The following is an 18666-nucleotide window of genomic DNA, read 5'->3' as shown; positions in this document are numbered from 1 at the left end:
CACCATTCGACAAAATAATTCTCGAGCAGGTGCCCAGTGCCCAGCAGACGATTGCCGACAGGCTACAACCGCTCTTTGTCTGCACTATTCAGCCGCGACTGAAGAAGTGACGCCACGCGCTCAGATACCGCCAACACCACGGCAATTCACGGAAGGGTAAACAGCGGGGCATGAACAATAGGTCACCCGCGAGCGTCCCAAACACGTCTCAACGCCGCTGGCGCTTCGGACCCTCACTCGCAGTGATGGATACGACCGGCGTCTTCTGCCCGCGCACAACCACCGCGCCAGTGGTGTCGAGGATGCCAGACGGCCCGGTGACGAAGCCGATGCTCTCGGCGTGGAGCAGATGCCGCGACGGCACCATCAGGCGGACCTTGTACCACTTGCGGAAGTTATCCTGGATTAGCAGGGTACGGTCGTCCTCGGCAACCCAGTCGCGAACGCCGCGGCCATTGACTGCCGGAATGGAAAGCTCTGGTGCGTTGGTCAGCTCGGTCTTGCCAGCTTCATCCTCCGCCGCAGCCAGACCCAGCCAGCCGATGATCACGCCGACGACGACCAGCCACACCAGCAGGATCACGTAACGCATCGCTCCCTCTCCTTCAGGACATTCTGCGCACCGCGCTCAACCCCAACGCAGGTCGGTTCGCGCCAGCGGAAACTGACGGACCCGCTTGCCTGTTGCGGCAAAGATCGCGTTGCAGACGGCCGGGGCCAGCGGCGGCAGGGCTGGCTCGCCTAGACCAGTGACCGGGTAGTCGGTCTTCACGAAATGCACCTCGATCTTTGGCGGCGCATCGGCAATGCGGATCAGCGGATACTCGTTGAAATTGCCCTGCACGATGCGCCCACGCTCGATGGTGAGTTCGGGGAACATCAGCGTGCCTAGGCCATCGACGACCGAGCCCTCGACCTGATTCTCGGCGCCGGACAGGTTGACGATCTGCGCGCCGATGTCGGTGGCCACCACCACCCGGTCCACCTTCAGCGTACCGTCCTTCGCTACCGTCACCTCGGCCACCTGGGCGATATAGCCCCGGTGGCTGAAATGGAAGGCGATGCCCTGCCCCTGCCCTTTCGGGAATTTCCGCTTGCCCCAACCGGCCTTGTCCGCCACATGCAGCAGCACCCGGCGCATGCGACTGACGTCGTAAGGCGTACCCCGCTCGCCGCTGCCGGCCACGATGGCCTTGTCACCGAGGATGTCGAGGCGGAACTCCAGCGGGTCACGCCCGGCAGCGTGGGCCAGTTCGTCGATGAAGCTGTGGAAGACCCACGCGAAGACGCAACTGCCCGGCGCCCGCCAAGGCCCCATCGGCACGCCGCATTCGATGGCGGACTGCTCCAGCAGACAGTTGTCCACCCAGCGGCCGGGAAACTCGTCCCCTGACAGGCTGCCGCCGCTCCCGGGCACCAGCGTAGTCTTGCCGTCGCGGCTCACCGGGTTGGCGAAGGTCACAAAATGGTTGTGCCAGGCGATCAACTTGCCCTTGGCATCGACGCCGCCGCGCAGGAAGTGGAAGCCGGCGGGCCTGAAATGGTCGTGGCGGAGGTCGTCCTCCCGCGTCCAAGTCAGCTTGACCGGCGCCTGGACACGCTGGGCGATGGCCGCTGCCTCGACGATGTAGTCTGCCGACAGGCGCCGGCCGAAGCCGCCACCACTGCGCGTGATGTGCAGGACGATCCTGTCCTTCGGGATGCCCAGTGTGGCGGTGACCAGCTCCTGACCGGCGGCCGGGTTCTGGGTCGGTGCCCAAAGTTCGAGCACGCCATCCTTATAGTGAGCCGTGCAGTTCTGCGGCTCGAAGCTGGCGTGGGAAATGAAGGGGTAGCTGTAGGCGGCCTCGACCGTTTTGGCGGCGCCGGCCAGCGCGGCGCCCACATCACCATCCTGGCGCAGCACGCTTGCACCTGCCTGCTTGGACAGCCGCTGGGCGTCGGAGACGAAGCCGGACCAGCTCTGGTTGGCGAAGCGCCCTTCGTCCCAGTCCACCTGCAGTTGCTTGCGGGCGCTCCACGCCGCCCAGGTAGACTCGGCGATGATCGCCACGCCCGGCAGCAGGCCACGAAGGTCGTCCGTCCCGGCGATCACGAAGGCGTCCTTGACGCCCGGCAGCGCCTTAATCGCATCCAGGTTGGCCGAACGGACCTTGCCGCCGAACACAGGGCTCTTCTCATATACCGCGTAGAGCATGCCCGGCAGCTGGGTGTCGATGCCAAACAACGGCTGACCGGTGACAACCTGGTGGTTGTCTACGCCACCTATGCGTTTGCCGAGCAGCTTGAAGTCCCTCGGATCCTTGATCTGCACACTCTTAGGATCGGGCACCGGCAGCGCCGCCGCCGCGTCCACCAATTGGCCGTAGCCCAACTTGCGCTTCGACGGGCGGTGATGCACAGCGGAATCCGCCGCAAAACACTCACCGACCGGCACCTTCCAGCTGCGCGCGGCCGCTTCAACCAGCATCAGCCGGGCCGCAGCGCCGAGGCGGCGGAAATCTTCGTAGTTGGTCGGCGTGGACGTGGAGCCGCCGGCGCTCTGGCGGCCGTAAGCCGGGTCCAGGTCGCCCTGCACGATGCGCACGTCCTTCCAGCTGACCTCCAACTCCTCGGCGATCACCGTCGGCAATGACGTCTTGATGCCCTGGCCGATCTCAGGCTGCTTGGAAACCAGCGTCACGACGCCGTCGCGGCCGATGCGGATGAAGGCGCTGGGCTTGAATTCAGCGCCGCCGGCGACGGGCTTCTCGAGCCGCTCGACGGCCTGGGTCGATCCATTAAGGTAGAAGCCGAGCACGAGACCGCCACCCGCCGCGGCGGACTGGCGGAGGAAATTGCGGCGGCCGGCGCTGGCGAGATCGGGGGCGTTCATTGGCGTCCTCATTTGCGGAGCTTCTTGTCAGCGGCGGCGAGTTCGGCGGCCCGGTGGATGCCCTTGCGGATGCGCAGATAGGTGCCGCAGCGGCACAGATTGCCCACCATCGCACCGTCGATGTCCTCGTCGCTGGGGCGGGGGGTCTCCTTCAACAGCACCGCGGCAGTCATGATCTGGCCGGCCTGGCAGTAGCCGCACTGGGGCACGTCGAGTTCCTTCCAGGCCCGCTGCAGCGGGTGCTCGCCCTGCGGATCGAGCCCCTCGATGGTGGTGACCTGCTTGCGCCCGACAGTAGACACCGGCGTCATGCAGGCGCGGGCCGGCACGCCGTTGAGATGGATCGTGCACGCGCCACACTGGCCGATGCCGCAGCCGTACTTGGTGCCGAGCAGCGACAGGCTGTCGCGCAGGATCCACAGCAGCGGCGTTTCCGGTGCGGCCTCGACGCTGCGGCTGTGACCGTTGATGGACAGGGTGTATTTGCTCATGGAATGGGTCGATCCGGATGGTTGAAGGCGAGCCCTACAAGCCTGAAAGATAGTCCGCCAGTGCTTCGATGTCCTTGTCGCCGAGCGACTTGGCAATCTGGTTCATGACGCCGTCCGGGCTGTTGCGGCGGGTGTCACTGCGCCAGTCCTGCAACTGACCGCGCAGGTAGAAGCGGTGCTGGCCGCCGATGGCTGGATAGGCCAGACTGCCAGCTGCCCCGCCCTTGCCGTCAGCCCCGTGACAAGCGCTGCAGGCCGGAATGCCACGGGCACTGTCTCCCTGCTCGAAGAGGCTGCGCCCCAGAGCGCTGGTACTCGGCACGGCACCCTTCATCACCGGCTGGGCAGCGAAATGGGCGGCCACGTTGGCCAGCTCCGTATCGCCCAGTTCCTGCGTCAGCGCCTGCATGATCACGTTGCGGCGGCGGCCGTCGCGGAAATCGCGTAGCTGCTTATAAAGATAGGCCGCCTGCTGACCGCCCAGGCGCGGGTACTCGGCCACCGTGCTGTTACCGTCGGGGTTGTGGCATTCCTTGCAGACGTTCTCATCGGACCAGGCCTTGCCGGCCAGCGGGTCGCCAATGCGGTCAGCAGCGGTCGCACCGCCGGCTGCCCATAACGCAGCGAGGAACAGTAAATGAAGCGGAAGCCGCATGACGCTCACCCCAGTGGCCGAATCGGCTTGAAGCGGTCGTGGCAGGCCCGGCAGTCACGGGCAATGCCCAGCGCCGACTCATAGGCTGCGGCGAAATCCCCGCGCTGCACCAGGCTCGCCGCACTGGCCGCTCGCTGGCGTCCGTCCCAGGACAACAGCAACGGATCGTCGTGCTCACCGCGGGCCTCGTAGAAGCGCTCCATAAAGCCGTACAGGTGCTCCAGCTCGCGGGCGTCAGCAATGGCCGACGCCGCATCCTGACGCTTGAGGGCCAGCAGCACGGACTGGCTGTGACGGTCGATCTTCTGCATCCACACATCAAACTCGAGGATGCTGTCGGCCGCTGCGTTGCCGACGAAGAGCACACCCGCACTCACGACGGCAACCGCCAGCAGACGGGAAAAGACGCGCTTCAACGTGCCCTGCCTGCCAGCGTCTGTACCACTTCGAGGGCCTTATCCACGTTGGCCACCGGCTGGAGGCCCGCCACCGTGGCGGCGATGCGGCCGTCCGGCCTGATCACGAAGGTGGTGCGCTCGGAGAAGCCGTGGTCGATGTCCTTGCCACGGGTGTCCTTGGCTCCGCTGCGCGCCTCGCGCACCGCGATGTCGAAGGACTTGGCGATACGGCCGTCGGCATCCGAGGCAACCGGCAGCTTGCCGGCGCAGAACTCCGGGTCGGCGGAAAATTCGTTGAGGCGGCCGATGCTGTCCAGGGACACGCCAACCACGGTGGCACCGGCCGCATTGAACCTGTCCATGTTCTCGGCAAAGGTGTGGGCTTGCAGGTTGCAGCCATTGGTGTAGGCCGACGGGTAGAAGTACACCACCACCGGCCCCTTCCTGAGGGCGTCCTTCAGGGAATAGGAAAAGGCCTTGCCGGCCAGCGAGGCCTGGGCCTTGAAGTCCGGCGCGGCGTCACCTTCCTTGAGGGCGGCGGTAGCGGGCACGGCCAGGGCGGCGAGCAAGGCGCCGATCACGAGGGTCTTCTTCATGGGGTCAGTCCTGCTTGTAGACGTTGTGGCAGGCCTTGCAGGTCCGGCCGAGTTCGGCGGATGCGGCGGCGGCGCTGTCGAAATCCTTGGCGGCGACGGTGGTCACGATGCGCGCGGACAGGTCGATGCTCTTCTGGGACATTTTCACGCCGTCCTCGGCATCGCCTTTCTTCACGTAATGGTCCGCCACTTCCTTGAAGAGCTTCTCCAGTTCCTTGGCATCCGCGGTGGCGGTCTTTGCGTCCTTGATGCCGATGGCGGCATCCGCGCTCTTGAACGTGTCTTCAACGTTGCGCATGAAGTCCTCATCCACCGCCCCGGAGGCGGTGAGCGCGGTCGTGGCGAGCAGGCTGGTCAGGGCAAGGCGGAACAGTTTTTTCTTGTACATGGGGTCAAGCTCAGGGTGAATGCCGGCGGGCATGGCGAGGGCCCCTGCCCTCGCCCCCCGTTGCCGGTCAGGTGATGATTTCCGGCACCACGTCGCCGAAGACGGTCGTCGCCTTCTCCTGACGGCCCTGGTACTGGAAGGTCAGCTTGCGATGGTCGAGGCCCAGCTGATGCAGCAGCGTGGCCTGCAGGTCGTAGGTGTCGACGATGCCGGACGTCGCACGCAGGCCGATCTCGTCGGTGGCCCCGTGGGTATAGCCGGCCTTGATACCGCCGCCGGCGATCCACGAGGTGAAGCCCCACGGATTGTGGTCGCGCCCGTCACCGGTCTGGCCGTAAGGCGTGCGGCCGAATTCGGAGGTCCACACCACCAGCGTGTCCTTCAGCAGGCCGCGGGCCTCCAGGTCGGCGAGCAGGCCAGCGATCGGCTTGTCCACCAGCTTGGCCATCGTGCCGTGGTTCTTCTCGATGTTGTTGTGGGCGTCCCAGTCCGGCAGGCTGTCGTCCGGCGAGCCGGAGATCACATGCACGAAGCGCACACCCTTCTCGACCAGGCGGCGGGCCCGCAGCAGGTTGGTGCCATATTCCACCGTGGCCTTGTCGTCGAGGCCGTAGAGCTTCTTGGTGGCGTCGCTTTCCTTTGACAGGTCCACTGCCTCCGGCGCCGATTTCTGCATGCGGTAGGCCAGGTCGTAGGAGCGCAGGCGGGCCTCCAGCTCGGTATCCGCCGGAAAGCGCGCAGTGGTGCGCTGGTTGAGGGTCTTCAGCAGCTCCAGCGTGTTGCGCTGTTCCGCGTCGGACACCCCGGCCGGGCGGTCCAGGTACATGATCGGCGAATCGCCCTGGCGGAAGGCCGTGCCCTGGTACACCGCGGGCAGGAAGCCGGAACTCCAGATCACCTGGCCGCGCCCGCCGCCGCCGGTGCTGCGCCCGTTGGCGAGCACCACGAAGGCCGGCAGGTCGGGGTTGTTGGTGCCGAGGCCGTACTGGATCCACGAGCCGAGGGCCGGACGGCCCGGCACCAGGCCGCTGGTGTGCAGCTTGAGGGAGGCGATGACGTGGGTCGAGCCTTCGGTCTTGCTGCCCTTCAGGAAGCAGATCTTGTCGGCGTGCTGGGCCAGGTTGGGCACCAGGTCGGAGAACCAGGCCCCGCTCTCACCGTATTGCTTCCAGGTGCGCTTGGTGGCGTAAAGGGCGCCGACACCGCCGTCGGTGGCCGTCTTGAGGTTCTTGGAGAAGGAGTCCGGCAGCGGCTGGCCGTGCAGCTTGACCAGCTCAGGCTTGTAGTCGAACAGGTCGAGGGTGGACGGCGCGCCGGCCATGTGCAGCCAGATCACCGCCTTGGCCTTGGGGGTGTGGTGGGGTTGCTTGGGGGCCAACGGGTCCACGTAGTCGGCGGCCTGCACGGAGGAGATGAAGCCGCCGCCGGGCAAGATGCCGCTGAAGGCGAAGGCGCCGATGCCATAGCCGGCATTGACGAGGAAGCGACGACGGGCGTTGTGATCGTGAGTCATGATGTATGTGTTCCTGCCTTGTTCTCGGTACGGCGCTTACAGGCGATAGAGGAATTCGTTGGAGTTCACCACGGCATGGACCAGCTCCACGAAGGCGGCGCTGCGGGCCGGGTTGGCCTTGTCCCTGGCGGACGCCCTGGCACCGCCGGCGCTGCCTTCGCCATCCTCATCGGACGCTTTCGCCAGCTTGGCCTGCTGGGTGTCCAGGTAGGACAGCAGCGTGGCGCGCTCGAACTTGTCCGGGCTGCGGCCGTAGAGCGTCTTGAAGAGACCGTCCACCTTCTCGCGCACAGCGCCGGCATCCTTGGCGCCAACCGGGGCAACCACCTTCTTGCCAGTGGATATCTGACCGGCGACGACCTTCTCTTCCTTGTCCAGGAAAGCCAGCAGGGAGTCTTTCTCGGCCTTGTCCGGGTTACGGCCGAAGGCGATCTGGTACAGGCGGTCGAGGCGCGCGTTGTCGTTCTCGCCCGCCTCACGGATCACGCGGCCGGCTAGCGCCTTCGACCACTCGAAGACCAGGTCGCTATTGACCAGAGCCAGTGCCTGCGGCGCGGTGGTGGTCACCTCGCGGCGGCCATGGACCAGCTGCGGGTTGGCCCAGTCGAAGGTGTCGAGCAGCGGGTACGGCGTGTTGCGGCGCACGAAGATGTAGGCGCTGCGGCGATGCTGGTCGGCCAGGCTGTCGGAGACCTTCCACGCGTTGCGGTTGTCGAAATTGACCGGCACCGGCGGGAACACCGACGGACCACCGATCTTCTCTTCGAGCAGGCCGGCGGCGTACAGCAGGGAGTCGCGCACCTGCTCCGCGTCCAGACGCTGGCGCGGGAAGTAGGCCAGCAGCTTGTTCTCCGGATCGACGCTGACCAGATCCTCCCGGTGGTCGGACGACTGGCGATACACGCTGGACAGCAGGATTTCCTTCTGCAGCTTCTTCACGCTCCAGCCGTTCTTCACGAAGCTGTCGGCCAGGTAGTCGAGCAGCGCCGGGTTGACCGGCTTCTGGCCCATCTTGCCGAAGTCATTGACGGTATCCACCAGGCCGCGGCCGAAGTAGGTGTTCCACACCCGGTTCGCGAAGACCCGTGCGGTAAGCGGATTGGACGGGCTGGCGATCCAGTTGGCGAGCGCAGTGCGCCGGCCGGACGAGGCGGCGGTGGCGACGATCTGCGGGTTCTGGCCGCCGGACAGGGCCGCCGGCAGCGCCGGCTGGACTTCCTCCAGCTTGCGGTCGTAGATGCCCTTGAAGAGCACGAAGGTGGACGGCGAATCGCTGTGGCCGAGCTCCGTAGCGGTGGAAATGTTGCCCGGATCCTTCGGCTTGATGTCGTCGAACTTCTTCAGCTCGGCCTGCAGCTTTTCGTACTCCGCATACTGAGCCTTGTCCTTCTCCTTCATCTGGTTGGCCGCATTGCGGGTGCGGCCGGACATGGTCCACAGGTTACGGTGGTAAATCCAGCGATCGTAGGCGTTGCGTTCCTTTTCCGGCTTGGTGATGGACTCGCGGGTCTCCGGCACAAAGCCGAGCAGGCGGTCCGCCTCCAGCTTGTCGATGTAGGGCTTGAGCAGAGCCTCCTGCTTGGCACGGATGTCCTTGGTGGCCTCTTCCCACTTGGCGAGCTTGGCCGAGTAGTCGGCCAGCTCCTTGCCGGACAGCGGCGTCACGTCGTCACGGAAGCTGGTGTTAACAAAGTAGGCCTGGAGCTGGTAGTACTCTTTCTGGCTGAACTTGTCGAACTTGTGGTTGTGGCACTGGGCGCAGTTGGCCGTGGTGGCCAGGAACACCGAGCTGACCGTGTCGGTCAGGTCGTTGGCGATCTCCTGCTTCTTCAGATTGAGGTCGCGGGCGTTGATCTCATCAGGGAAGTTGCGCAGGAAGCCGGTCGCCACCAAGGCGTCCTTGCGATCAGGCCACAGCTCGTCGCCAGCCAGTTGTTCCTTGATGAAGACATCGTAGGGCTTGTCGTCGTTGAAGGCCTTGATGACGTAGTCCCGGTAACGCCACATGTTCGGCCGGGTACCGTCGGTGTTGTAGCCGTCGCTGTCGGCGTGGCGGGTCAAGTCAAGCCAGCGGCGGCCCCAGCGCTCGCCGTAGCGCGGCGACGCAAGCAGGCGGTCCACCAGCTTCTCGTAGGCGTTGGGCGACTTGTCATTGACGAAGGCCTTGACCTCTTCCGGGGTCGGAATGATGCCCCAGGTATCCAACGTCACGCGGCGGATCAGCGTTGCCCGGTCCGCATCGGCGGACGGCTTGATGCCCTTGGCTTCGAGCTGGGCCAGGATGTGGGCATCGATCGGGCTGCGCACCCACCTGGCATTCTTGACGGCCGGGGTGGCGGGCCGCGCGACAGCTTGATAGGCCCAGTGCTGCTGGCCTTGCGCCGATCGGGCCGACCGCGGTTGCTCGGCAGGCGCAGCCTCGGCAGCCACCACGGCCACCGACTCCAGACTCATGACCCCGACCAGGCTCCAGGCCACAGCCAGGGATGCGGCTTTTCTCTTCATCGTTTCTACTCCATGTGCCTGCGTCGACTCTTCACCGAACCGACGCATAGAAAACCTGCATTCGGTTCAGCGGGCAGCCTGTACGGCCTCCATCGATGCCGGCGTCGGCGACATGGCCAACTGCTGACTCCTCATTGCCGTGAACCTTCCAATGACAGATTGGATGAGCCGAGGCTTGCGCATCGGCATGCCAGCTGTCAGCAGAATCCATGCCGCCCCGCCCGGACGTCATTCCATGGTCATCAAATGGCAATCAAGAATTCAACTTTTCAATCGCTTACAAAATCTCCGGGGCTCACGGAAGTACCCTCCCGACAGCCTTTGCGAGTGCGGTCGAGAAGATCGCCTGCTGCGCTGACAGCACTGGGACCAACGAAAATGCTGCACCGCCAACAGAGGCTGCCCAGCCATGCGCAGCGGCGCATCAACGCTGTGCGGACAGGTAGTTCGCCAGCGCCCTCACCTCCTCGTCACTGAGGGTCTTGGCAATGCGGTTCATCACCCCGTCACGACTATTGCTGCGATCACCGCTGCGCCAGTCCAGCAACTGCTTTTCCAGGTAGCGCCACTCCTGCCCGCCAATCGGTGGTGAGGCGGCGCCCAGGCCGGCGATACCCTTCCCCGCCGGACCGTGGCAGCCCACGCAGGCGTCCACGCCGCGGGCCGGATCGCCGCTCTCGAAGAGCTTGCGCCCCAGCGGATCGTCGCCCTGGCCGTCGCCCTGCATGGGCTTCTGGCTGGAGAAGTAGGCCGCGATGTCTGCGATGTCGGCCGGATCGACGGTCCGCGCCATCACCGTCATCACGTCGTGCTTGCGCGCGCCACTACGGAAATCCGCGATCTGCTTGACGATGTAGTCGGCAGGCAGGCCGCCCAGCTTGGGATGCCGTCCCTCCGAACTGGCGCTCTGGCCAAAACCGTGGCCATCGGCGCCGTGGCACTCCTGGCAACGCTCATCGTCCGACTTGCGGGCGCCGGCGACCGGATCGCCGCTACGCGGTGCGGAGGCGGCCACGACAGGCACCGCCCCCGTTACCGACTTCCCCTTGCTCTTTATCGCCTGGGCCGCCACCGGCCCGGACAGGAAGACTGCCAGCAACACCGCCGCGCAGCCTCCCACACCCCAGGCCAGGCCCGGGGCCTTGCGAACGCTCAAACTCAAACGATGCCCCTCAGCGCCGCGCGGACGCCAGGCGCGTTACCGTCTCAAGCGCTTTCTCGACGTTCTCCACCGGCGCCACACCACCGATCGTCGCGGCAACCTGGCCATCCGGCTTGACGACGAAGGTCACACGATCGACGCGGCCGTGGTCGATGTCCTCGCCACGGGTGTCCTTCCGCCCGGCCGGTACGTCGGCCACCGCCAGATTGAAGGACTTGGCGATCTTGCCGTCTGGATCGGAGGCCACCGCAACCTTGCTGGCGCAGTATTGCGGGTCCGCCGAGAAGGCATTGAGGCGCTTGATGCTATCGAGGGACACACCGATCACCGTCGCGCCGGCGGCGGAGAACTTGTCGATGTTCTCAGCGAAAGTGTGGGCCTGCAGATTGCAGCCACCGGTAAAGGCCGACGGGTAGAAATAGACCACCACCGGCCCCTTCTTCAGCGCATCGCGGAAGGAATAGTTGAAGGCCTTGCCGGCCAACGAAGCCTGAGCGCTGAATTCCGGCGCCTTGTCGCCCTCGTTGAGGGCCGCGAATGCGGGCGTCGCGAGCACGCTGGCGAGCAGCAAGCTGGACAGGAGAGATCGCTTCATGCGGGATCCAATTGGGGAAATTCGTGTTGTTCGTCGGATGGCGCACCGCGCCATCCTGCGGGAATGACGGGCACCGGCTTCCCGGCGCCCGCCTGGCAGCCCCAGCCCTTAAGCCAGCAGCTCCTTGACGACCTTGCCGTACACCACCGTCGGACGTTCGGAGCGGCCGTTGTTCAGGAAGGTGGTCTTGAGGTGGTCGAGGCCCATCAGGTGCAGCACCGTGGCGTGCAGGTCGTAGGTATCCACGCCCTTCTCCTTGTCCGCCACCTGCAGGCCGATCTCGTCGGTCTCACCGTAGGTGAAGCCGGCCTTCAGGCCGCCGCCGGCCATCCACTGGGTGTAGCCCCACGGGTTGTGGTCGCGGCCGGTGCCACTCTCGCCCCACGAAGTGCGGGAGAACTCGGAGGCCCACACCACCAGCGTGGTGTCGAGCAGGCCGAGGGCCTTCAGGTCGGTCAGCAGGCCAGCGATGGGCTTGTCCACCATGCGCGCCTGGGTGGCGTGGTTGCCGTCCAGATCGCTGTGGGCGTCCCAGCTGCGGCGCTCCTGGTCGGAGATGTTGCTGGGGTAGCCGGACACCACCTGCACGAAGCGCACACCGCGCTCCACCAGGCGACGGGCGCGCAGCAGCACCTTGCCGTAACTCTCGCTGGTCGGGTCGTCGATGCCGTAGAGCTTGAGGGTGGCTTCCGACTCCTTGGAGAGATCCACCGCCGCCGGCGCAGCCGTCTGCATGCGGTCGGCCAGTTCGTAGGACTCCAGGCGGGCACGCAGCTCGGTGTCGGACGGGCGACGGTCGCCGCCGAAGCGGTTGAGCTGCTTCAGCAGGTCCAGCGACGCGCGCTGCTGCGCGGCGGAGCGCAGGTCCGGGCGCTCCAGGTAGAGGATGGGGGATTCACCCGGGCGGAAAGCGGTGCCCTGATAAACCGCCGGCAGGAAGCCGGAGCTCCAATTCACCGAGCCGGCGCTGGGCTCCTGCTCGCCGTTGTAGAGCACCACATAGGGCGGCAGATCCGGGTTCAGGGAGCCCAGTGCGTAGGTGATCCATGCGCCCAGCGACGGACGGCCCGGGTTCAGGTCGCCGGTGTTGAGCTTGAGAATGGAGATGTCATGCGTGGCGCCGACGGTCACGCTGGACTTGATGAAGGTCAGCGTGTCCGCATGCTGGGCCAGGTTGGGCAGCAGGTTGGAGAACCACGCGCCGCTCTGGCCATATTGCTTCCACGTGCGCTGCTTGGAGGCAAACAGCTTGCTGACGCCGCCCTGGGTGGAGGTCTTGATGCCCTTCAGGAAGGACGCCGGCACCGGCGTACCGGCCAAGCGCTCGAGCTCCGGCTTGTAGTCGTAGAGGTCCAGCGTGGACGGGGCGCCGTTCTGATGCAGCCAGATCACGGACTTGATCTTGCCCGGGAAATGCGGCTGCTTGGCCGCCAGCGGGTCGACCAGCTCCGCGGCAGTGGCCGCGTTGATGTAGCCGATACCGGGGATGAAGCCGGTAGCAGCAGCTGCGCCCAGCCCGAGGCCGCTCTTGAGCAGAAAATCGCGACGGTTGATGCTCATGGTTATTTTCCTTGTCGTCAGATGTTGGGGTCGATCAGAAGCGGTAGGCGAAGTCGTTGGAGTTGGCAACGGTGTGCACCAGATCCACGAAGGCCGCGCCGCGCACCGGATTGATGGCGCCCGGATCCTTCAGACCGGTGGGCACGGCGGCTTCGAACTTGCCGTCAGCCACCTTCTTCTGAACGATCGCCTCTTCCTTGTTCAGGAAGTCCTTCAGTGCAGCCAGCTCGGTCTTGTTCGGCTCGCGGGAGAACAGGATCTGGTACAGGCGGCTAAGCTGGGCGGACTGCTCCTTGCCCGCTTCGTTGATGATCCGGCCGGCCAGCGCCTGGGACCAATTCACCACGATGTCGCTGTTGAACAGGGTCAGTGCCTGCAGCGGGGTGGTGGTCACGTCACGCTTGTGGTGGGCCTGCGACGGGTTGGCCGGGTCGAAGTTCTGCAGCAGGGGATACGGCAGGCTGCGACGGCTGAAGATGTAGATGCTGCGGCGGTTCCAGTCGGCTTTGTCCTTCGACACGGTCCATTGACGGTTGCCATCGAAGTCGGCCTGGCCGCTTTCCAGCACTTTGGCGATCGGCGGGAACACGGACGGGCCACCGACGACGTCGGTCAGCTGACCCGATGCGTACAGCAGCGCATCACGGATTTCTTCAGCCTCCAGGCGCTTGCGCGGATAAACCGCCAGCAGCTGGTTCTTCGGATCGATCTTGGCGACGTCCGGGCGCTCCTCGGACGACTGGCGATAGACCGCCGACAGCAGGATCTCCTTGTGCAGCTTCTTCACGCTCCAACCGTTCTTCACGAAGCTACCGGCCAGGTAGTCGAGCAGTTCCGGGTTGGTCGGCTTCTCACCGGCGCGGCCGAAGTCGGCGACGGTCGGCACGATGCCCTTGTCGAAGTACTGACTCCACACGCGGTTGGCATAGACCCGCGGGGTCAGCGGGTTGTTGGGGCTAGCCAGCCAGTTGGCATAGGCAGTACGGCGGCCGGAGGACGTTGCGGTCGGCTTGATCTCGAGCTTGTCACCGCCCCACAGGGTCGGGATGCCGGGCTGCACTTCCTCGGTCGGACGTTCATGAATGCCACCAAAGCGCACGAAGGTCGGCGGCGCATCCGCGTGACCCAGCTCCGTTGCAGTGGTGATGTTCACCGAGCCGCTGATCGGGCGCAGGTTGTCGAACTTGCGCAGTTCGGCCTGCAGCTTCTGGTATTCCTTCCAGGCCGCCACGCGATCGGGAGAGTGATCCTGGTGATCCTTGTTCTCGGCGGTCAGGCGCAGATAGCCAGCGGTATCGGTATCCGGGTTGAAGACGGTCTTGTGGCGGAAATTCACCCAGCGGTCGAGGGCGTTCCATTCGCTCTCGGGCTTGAAGATCGACTCGCGGCTGTCGGTGAGATAACGCTCTTTCTGATACTTGATGGCCGCCTCGCGATAAGGCTTGAGGATGGCCGCCTGCTTGTCGCGGATTTCCTTGGTCGCCTCGCGGTATTTGGCCTGCTGCTCGGAAAACTTCTTGTCCCACGCCGTTTCGGTGCCCTTCACCAGCGGTGCGCGCTGATCGAAAGACGTATTGGCGAGGAAGGCCTGCAGCTGGAAGTACTCCTTCTGGCTGACCTTGTCAGACTTGTGGTTGTGGCACCGGGCGCAGCCAATCGTCGATGCCAGGAAGGTCTCGCCGATGGTGTCGGTGATGTCGGTGGCGATCTGGTATTTGCGCTGCACCAGGTCGCGGGAATTGGCATTGTCCGGATAGCCGGCAATGAAGCCGGTTGCGATCTTGGCCTCCTGGCTGTCCGGCCACAATTCGTCGCCGGCCACCTGCTCGCGGATGAAGCGGTCGAAAGGCTTGTCGTCGTTGAAGGCCTTGATCACGTAATCGCGATAGCGCCAGTTGTTCGGCCGGGTCGAATCATTCTGGAAGCCGGAGCTGTCGGCATAGCGGGCCAGATCGAGCCAACGGCGGGCCTGACGTTCGCCGAAGTGATGGGAGGCCAGCAGGCGGTCGACGAGCTTTTCATAGGCATTCGGCGACTTGTCATTGACAAAGGCCTTGACCTCTTCCGGGGTGGGCAGCAGGCCCCAGGCATCGAGCGTCGCACGACGGATGAAGGTGGAACGGTCGGCCTCGGCCGACGGCTTGATACCGTTTTCCTCAAGACGGGCCAGCACGAACGCATCGATCGGCGTGCGCACCCATTTCTGCTGCTTGACCGAGGGCGGCTGCTGCTGCTTCACCGGTTGATAGGCCCAGCCATTCGGCACAGCCTTGGCAGCTACCGTTGCAGGCGCCGCTGCGGCTTTTTCGTCCCCTTCCGCGTGAATGGCAGATGCACTGACCGCCAAGGCAACCGCGATATAGATCCCTTTTCTTTTTAACATCAAGCAACCCCCAAAGGCCATTTAAGAACGACTGAATGGCGTCGAATCGGCAAGCGAGCCATGACCCGACACAATTCCTGGAAATAGACAAAGCGCCACGGAGTTCCAGACAAGCACGCAAGACTCGCAGGAACTCCCCGCACGCAACGACCATTTCAGTCGCATCAAACATGCCAATACCCCACACACCCCGCGAACGCGTCGCACACGCTTGCAAGATCATGTTTAAGAAGGATTTTATAAATATTAAAAATTGCAGCGCAGCGCATCCGCAAAAGGCCCTTCTGCAGGCAATGTTGAAGCAGCAACACGCTCCGCAGGCTCGCTGCTGCCCAACGCGCACCCCACCGTACAACCCCCTGCAGAAAAATTTAATCCGAATGGAAAATGGCCGATACGAACCGTGGCTCAATATCCGGACATTGACTGCTCAAATAATCACATCAAAAAATTCAGAAATGCATTAAGCCCAACAGCATATCTTTTTCTTATATGCCAGATAGCATTTATGGATACGCATATCGGCTTGTATTTTTCTCATTAAAACAACCACAAGGATTGCAGGATTTTTCCAAAAGGACGCACATTCAAACAAAGAGTTCAATTGGCACAGCGGTTGCTGAATGCATCTTGTCAATTCACATCTGATTAGAAGACGAAAGCCATCATGACCGATCGTTCCCACCGAACACATGACTCCTCGCTATTTCCGTCCGCATTCCGGCGCAAACCGATTGCGGCCCTGTTGATTGCCGGCCTGGCGATTTCTTCTGCTCCGGTGCACGCCGCAGGCGAGAAGACAGCCACCGAACTGCAGGGCGAACTGAACCGGGCCAATGCGGAAATCCAGCAACTCAAGCGTGAGCTCGAGAAATCACGCGGCACCCCCGCCGCCGTGGCGCCTGCCGCAGCACCTGTGGTGGCCAGCCCCCCCACGCCGGAGGAAGCCGTGGCGGCGGTGAAGCCCCAATCCCTGGATTCGGTGGTGATCCGTAGCCGCCGCCAGCTGGAAAAGCTCCACGACGTGCCCGTGTCGGTTTCCGTGGTTTCCGGTGGAGAACTTGCGCGCGAACAGGCCTCCGATTTCGAAGCCATCACCAAGCGCCTCGGCAACATCACCTTCAACCAGAACAACACCCGCGGCTCGTCCCTGTCGATCCGTGGCCTGGGTCGGCGCGGCTTTACCGAAACCCAGGACCCGAGCGTCGGCATCATCGTGGACGGCGTGCCCTACGGCCTTTCCCAGCTCGGCAACTTCGACTTCTACGACATCCAGTCGGTGGAAGTGGCGCGCGGCCCGCAAGGCACGCTGCAGGGCAAGGGCGCCAGCGCCGGTGCGCTCACCATTACGAGCAAGGCTCCGTCCTTCACACCCAGCTCGGACCTGGAAATCACCTACGGCCAGCGTGAAACCGTGCTGCTGAAGGGCGCCCTTGGCGGCCCCATCGTCGACGACCTGCTGGCCTGGCGAGGTTCCTTCGTAGTGGACAACCAGCGCGGCTATTACACCGTCGCCGAAGACTCGAACAAGCAGCTCGACACGATGTACAACCGCAACCGGGTCAGCGCCCGCACGCAGTTCCTGCTGACCCCGTCGGCGGACTTCAACGCCAAGCTGAGCCTGGACATCCAGCCGCGCGCGCCGCAGCTGCAGAACGGCCTGACCAACTTCGTGGACACGCCGCTCAACTACGCCAACGGCACGCTGGTGGATCCCAGCGGCACCGGCAACCGCACACGCCTGAACCGCAGCTGGTTCGCCGGCCGCAGTTTCGACTACAACACCTTCATCAACAGCATCACCCGCGAAGGCAAGGTCTACCAGAACGAGACCCAAGGCCAGACCGCGTCCAGCAGCGGCGCCGTTGCCGAGCTCAATTACAACCTCAACGACACCCACACGCTTACGTCGATCACCGGCTACCGCCAATACACCTTCCAGGCCCGCAATGACGAAGGCACGCCCTTCGACATCAGCAAGCTCGGCGGCGGCAGCGTGTTCTACAACCAGGCCAGCCAGGAATTCCGCCTGACCGGCAAGCCGAACAAGCTCATCGACTACCAGACCGGCATCTTCCTGCTGCGCACCGAGGACGAGGTCGAATCCCGCTCCGGCTACGGTGCCGATGCCGGCGCCTGGTTCGCCAACAACGCCCAGTACGGCACCCTCATCACCAACGCCGGTACCAACGTCGGCGCGGGTCGCTCACTGGCCACCGACTCACTGAGCGGCCTCTACAAGTGGGGCGAGCAGTACATCAAGACCTTCAGCAAGGCCATCTACGGCCAGGCCAACATCCACCTGACCGACCAACTGACCGTCACCGCCGGCCTGCGCATCGGTACCGAAGCGCGTTCCACGACCCAGTTCAACGCCCTCAACAACTTCGGCTACGGCACCGCGCTGAACCCGGTCTCCGTCCGCATCGACGGCGCCGGCAACACCCAGTCCCTCGGCGGCTTCAGCTCCGTGGCCTACACCACGGCCAGCGTCGCCAACGGAACCGCCGGCAACCTGACCGGCACCAACAGCGCAGCCCAGCTGGCCCAGGCCAACGCCGTTGCCCAAAAGTACTTCGGCGTCGCCAGCTACGCCGAGCTGAGCGTCGCCCAGAAGGCCCAGGTGGCCGCCGCCAAGGCGATCCGCGCCTCGCAGATCGCCACTCTGGTGAACAACGTGCGCAGCGACTACAAGGACCAGATCCATTCCGCGGTACTGAGCCCCAAGTACAAGATCAACGACGACATCACCGCCTACGCGAGCTGGCAATACGGCGAGAAGTCCGGTTCGGCACTGGTGGTCAATGGCATCCCGACCACCGTCAAACCTGAAAAGACCAACGCCTACGAACTGGGGGTCAAGAGCTTCCTGCTCAACAAGACCCTCACCCTCAATGCCGACGTCTTCCTGATGGACATCAAGGATTACCAGCAGACGGTCGTCGCGGTGGATGACTTTGCCACCCAGGACAACATCAAGAACGGCATCGCCAACCCCACCGCCTATGCCAGCGTGCAGGGCAATGTGAACAAGGTGCAGGTTTCGGGCGTCGAAGTGGACGCGACCTACAACGGCATCCCCTTCACCAGCTTCCGCCTGGCCGCGTCCTACAACGACGCCCGCTACAAGGACTTCAAGAACGCCGGTAAGCCGTCCGAACTGGCCTACCTGTCCAACCCCTTCATCGACCGCAGCGGCTCACGGCTAGGCGAAGCCCCCTTCTGGCAGGCCAACCTGAGCGGCGAATACCGCCGCCCGGTGCTCGGCGACAAGGTCTTCCACGCCAGCTTCACCACCGCCTACACCGGCAAGGCCAACACCGACGAGCTGATCTCCAACTACGCGTGGGTGCCCGACCATGCCACCACTGACCTGGCCATCGGCCTCGGCCACGTCAGGGGCAACTACGACGTGACCTTCATCGCCAAGAACGCCTTCAACGACACCGCCCACGAGCAGGGCTGGGCCAGCTACACGCCCTACCCCTACCCGCGCTGGTACGGCATCGTGTTCAGCGGCAAGCTCTGATCCGCAAGGACCGATC

Annotated in this window: 14 protein-coding genes; 1 reads left to right on the top strand and 13 read right to left on the bottom strand. The window is 64.2% G+C overall.

The window, feature by feature from the left end; genetic code table 11:
• Window positions 1-208 precede the first annotated feature (208 nt).
• The 13 genes from ACE3RX_RS15845 to ACE3RX_RS15785 form a co-directional block, all read right to left on the bottom strand.
• A complete protein-coding gene (locus tag ACE3RX_RS15845) occupies window positions 209-592 on the bottom strand; it encodes a DUF6491 family protein (protein ID WP_374485788.1) in 384 nt (127 codons plus the stop codon).
• 36 nt (window positions 593-628) lie between these two features.
• Complete coding sequence (locus ACE3RX_RS15840; protein ID WP_374485786.1) at window positions 629-2875, bottom strand: molybdopterin cofactor-binding domain-containing protein; 2247 nt, start codon at window positions 2873-2875, stop codon at window positions 629-631.
• 8 nt (window positions 2876-2883) lie between these two features.
• Window positions 2884-3366: a (2Fe-2S)-binding protein gene (locus ACE3RX_RS15835; RefSeq protein ID WP_374485784.1), complete on the bottom strand. Its 483-nt coding sequence runs from the start codon at window positions 3364-3366 to the stop codon at window positions 2884-2886.
• Window positions 3367-3400: 34 nt separating this feature from the next.
• A complete protein-coding gene (locus ACE3RX_RS15830) occupies window positions 3401-4021 on the bottom strand; it encodes a cytochrome c (RefSeq protein WP_374485780.1) in 621 nt (206 codons plus the stop codon).
• A gap of 5 nt (window positions 4022-4026) precedes the next feature.
• Complete coding sequence (locus ACE3RX_RS15825; protein WP_374485778.1) at window positions 4027-4437, bottom strand: hypothetical protein; 411 nt, start codon at window positions 4435-4437, stop codon at window positions 4027-4029.
• Entirely contained in the window at window positions 4434-5015 is a 582-nt protein-coding gene (locus ACE3RX_RS15820) for a peroxiredoxin (protein ID WP_374485775.1), read from the bottom strand. Before ACE3RX_RS15820 ends, ACE3RX_RS15825 begins: the two co-directional genes overlap by 4 nt.
• Window positions 5016-5019: 4 nt before the next feature.
• On the bottom strand, window positions 5020-5403 hold the full coding sequence (locus ACE3RX_RS15815) for a hypothetical protein (RefSeq protein ID WP_374485773.1): 384 nt from the start codon (window positions 5401-5403) through the stop codon (window positions 5020-5022).
• A 67-nt stretch (window positions 5404-5470) separates the two neighbouring features.
• Window positions 5471-6916 carry a DUF1501 domain-containing protein gene (locus ACE3RX_RS15810; RefSeq protein WP_374485771.1) on the bottom strand — a complete coding sequence of 482 codons (1446 nt, stop codon included), beginning with the start codon at window positions 6914-6916 and terminating at the stop codon, window positions 5471-5473.
• Between the two features lie 36 nt (window positions 6917-6952).
• Window positions 6953-9421: a DUF1549 and DUF1553 domain-containing protein gene (locus tag ACE3RX_RS15805; RefSeq protein WP_374485769.1), complete on the bottom strand. Its 2469-nt coding sequence runs from the start codon at window positions 9419-9421 to the stop codon at window positions 6953-6955.
• A gap of 424 nt (window positions 9422-9845) precedes the next feature.
• Entirely contained in the window at window positions 9846-10583 is a 738-nt protein-coding gene (locus tag ACE3RX_RS15800) for a cytochrome c (protein ID WP_374485765.1), read from the bottom strand.
• A 10-nt stretch (window positions 10584-10593) separates the two neighbouring features.
• On the bottom strand, window positions 10594-11178 hold the full coding sequence (locus tag ACE3RX_RS15795) for a peroxiredoxin (RefSeq protein ID WP_374485763.1): 585 nt from the start codon (window positions 11176-11178) through the stop codon (window positions 10594-10596).
• Window positions 11179-11286: 108 nt separating this feature from the next.
• Window positions 11287-12738 (bottom strand): DUF1501 domain-containing protein, encoded by a 1452-nt coding sequence (locus ACE3RX_RS15790; protein ID WP_374485761.1) that lies wholly within the window; start codon window positions 12736-12738, stop codon window positions 11287-11289.
• A 34-nt stretch (window positions 12739-12772) separates the two neighbouring features.
• On the bottom strand, window positions 12773-15121 hold the full coding sequence (locus tag ACE3RX_RS15785; RefSeq protein ID WP_374485759.1) for a DUF1549 and DUF1553 domain-containing protein: 2349 nt from the start codon (window positions 15119-15121) through the stop codon (window positions 12773-12775).
• 667 nt (window positions 15122-15788) lie between these two features.
• Here ACE3RX_RS15785 and ACE3RX_RS15780 point away from each other — a divergent pair.
• Window positions 15789-18650, top strand: a complete 2862-nt coding sequence (locus ACE3RX_RS15780) for a TonB-dependent receptor (protein ID WP_374485757.1) — start codon at window positions 15789-15791, stop codon at window positions 18648-18650.
• Window positions 18651-18666: the final 16 nt, after the last annotated feature.

Source organism: Zoogloea sp. (genome assembly GCF_041914405.1).
GTDB lineage: Bacteria > Pseudomonadota > Gammaproteobacteria > Burkholderiales > Rhodocyclaceae > Zoogloea.
The sequence above is the reverse complement of the archived record's forward strand: the minus strand, read 5'-3'. Positions and strand labels throughout refer to the sequence as shown.

Excerpts from the sequence above, each read along its gene's own strand:
- ACE3RX_RS15795 (WP_374485763.1), bottom strand. The coding sequence starts at position 11,178 with ATGAAGCGATCTCTCCTGTCCAGCTTGCTGCTCGCCAGCGTGCTCGCG.
- ACE3RX_RS15845 (WP_374485788.1), bottom strand. The coding sequence starts at position 592 with ATGCGTTACGTGATCCTGCTGGTGTGGCTGGTCGTCGTCGGCGTGATC.
- ACE3RX_RS15840 (WP_374485786.1), bottom strand. The coding sequence starts at position 2,875 with ATGAACGCCCCCGATCTCGCCAGCGCCGGCCGCCGCAATTTCCTCCGC.
- ACE3RX_RS15805 (WP_374485769.1), bottom strand. The coding sequence starts at position 9,421 with ATGAAGAGAAAAGCCGCATCCCTGGCTGTGGCCTGGAGCCTGGTCGGG.
- ACE3RX_RS15785 (WP_374485759.1), bottom strand. The coding sequence starts at position 15,121 with ATGTTAAAAAGAAAAGGGATCTATATCGCGGTTGCCTTGGCGGTCAGT.
- ACE3RX_RS15780 (WP_374485757.1), top strand. The coding sequence starts at position 15,789 with ATGACCGATCGTTCCCACCGAACACATGACTCCTCGCTATTTCCGTCC.
- ACE3RX_RS15790 (WP_374485761.1), bottom strand. The coding sequence starts at position 12,738 with ATGAGCATCAACCGTCGCGATTTTCTGCTCAAGAGCGGCCTCGGGCTG.
- ACE3RX_RS15830 (WP_374485780.1), bottom strand. The coding sequence starts at position 4,021 with ATGCGGCTTCCGCTTCATTTACTGTTCCTCGCTGCGTTATGGGCAGCC.
- ACE3RX_RS15835 (WP_374485784.1), bottom strand. The coding sequence starts at position 3,366 with ATGAGCAAATACACCCTGTCCATCAACGGTCACAGCCGCAGCGTCGAG.
- ACE3RX_RS15820 (WP_374485775.1), bottom strand. The coding sequence starts at position 5,015 with ATGAAGAAGACCCTCGTGATCGGCGCCTTGCTCGCCGCCCTGGCCGTG.
- ACE3RX_RS15815 (WP_374485773.1), bottom strand. The coding sequence starts at position 5,403 with ATGTACAAGAAAAAACTGTTCCGCCTTGCCCTGACCAGCCTGCTCGCC.
- ACE3RX_RS15810 (WP_374485771.1), bottom strand. The coding sequence starts at position 6,916 with ATGACTCACGATCACAACGCCCGTCGTCGCTTCCTCGTCAATGCCGGC.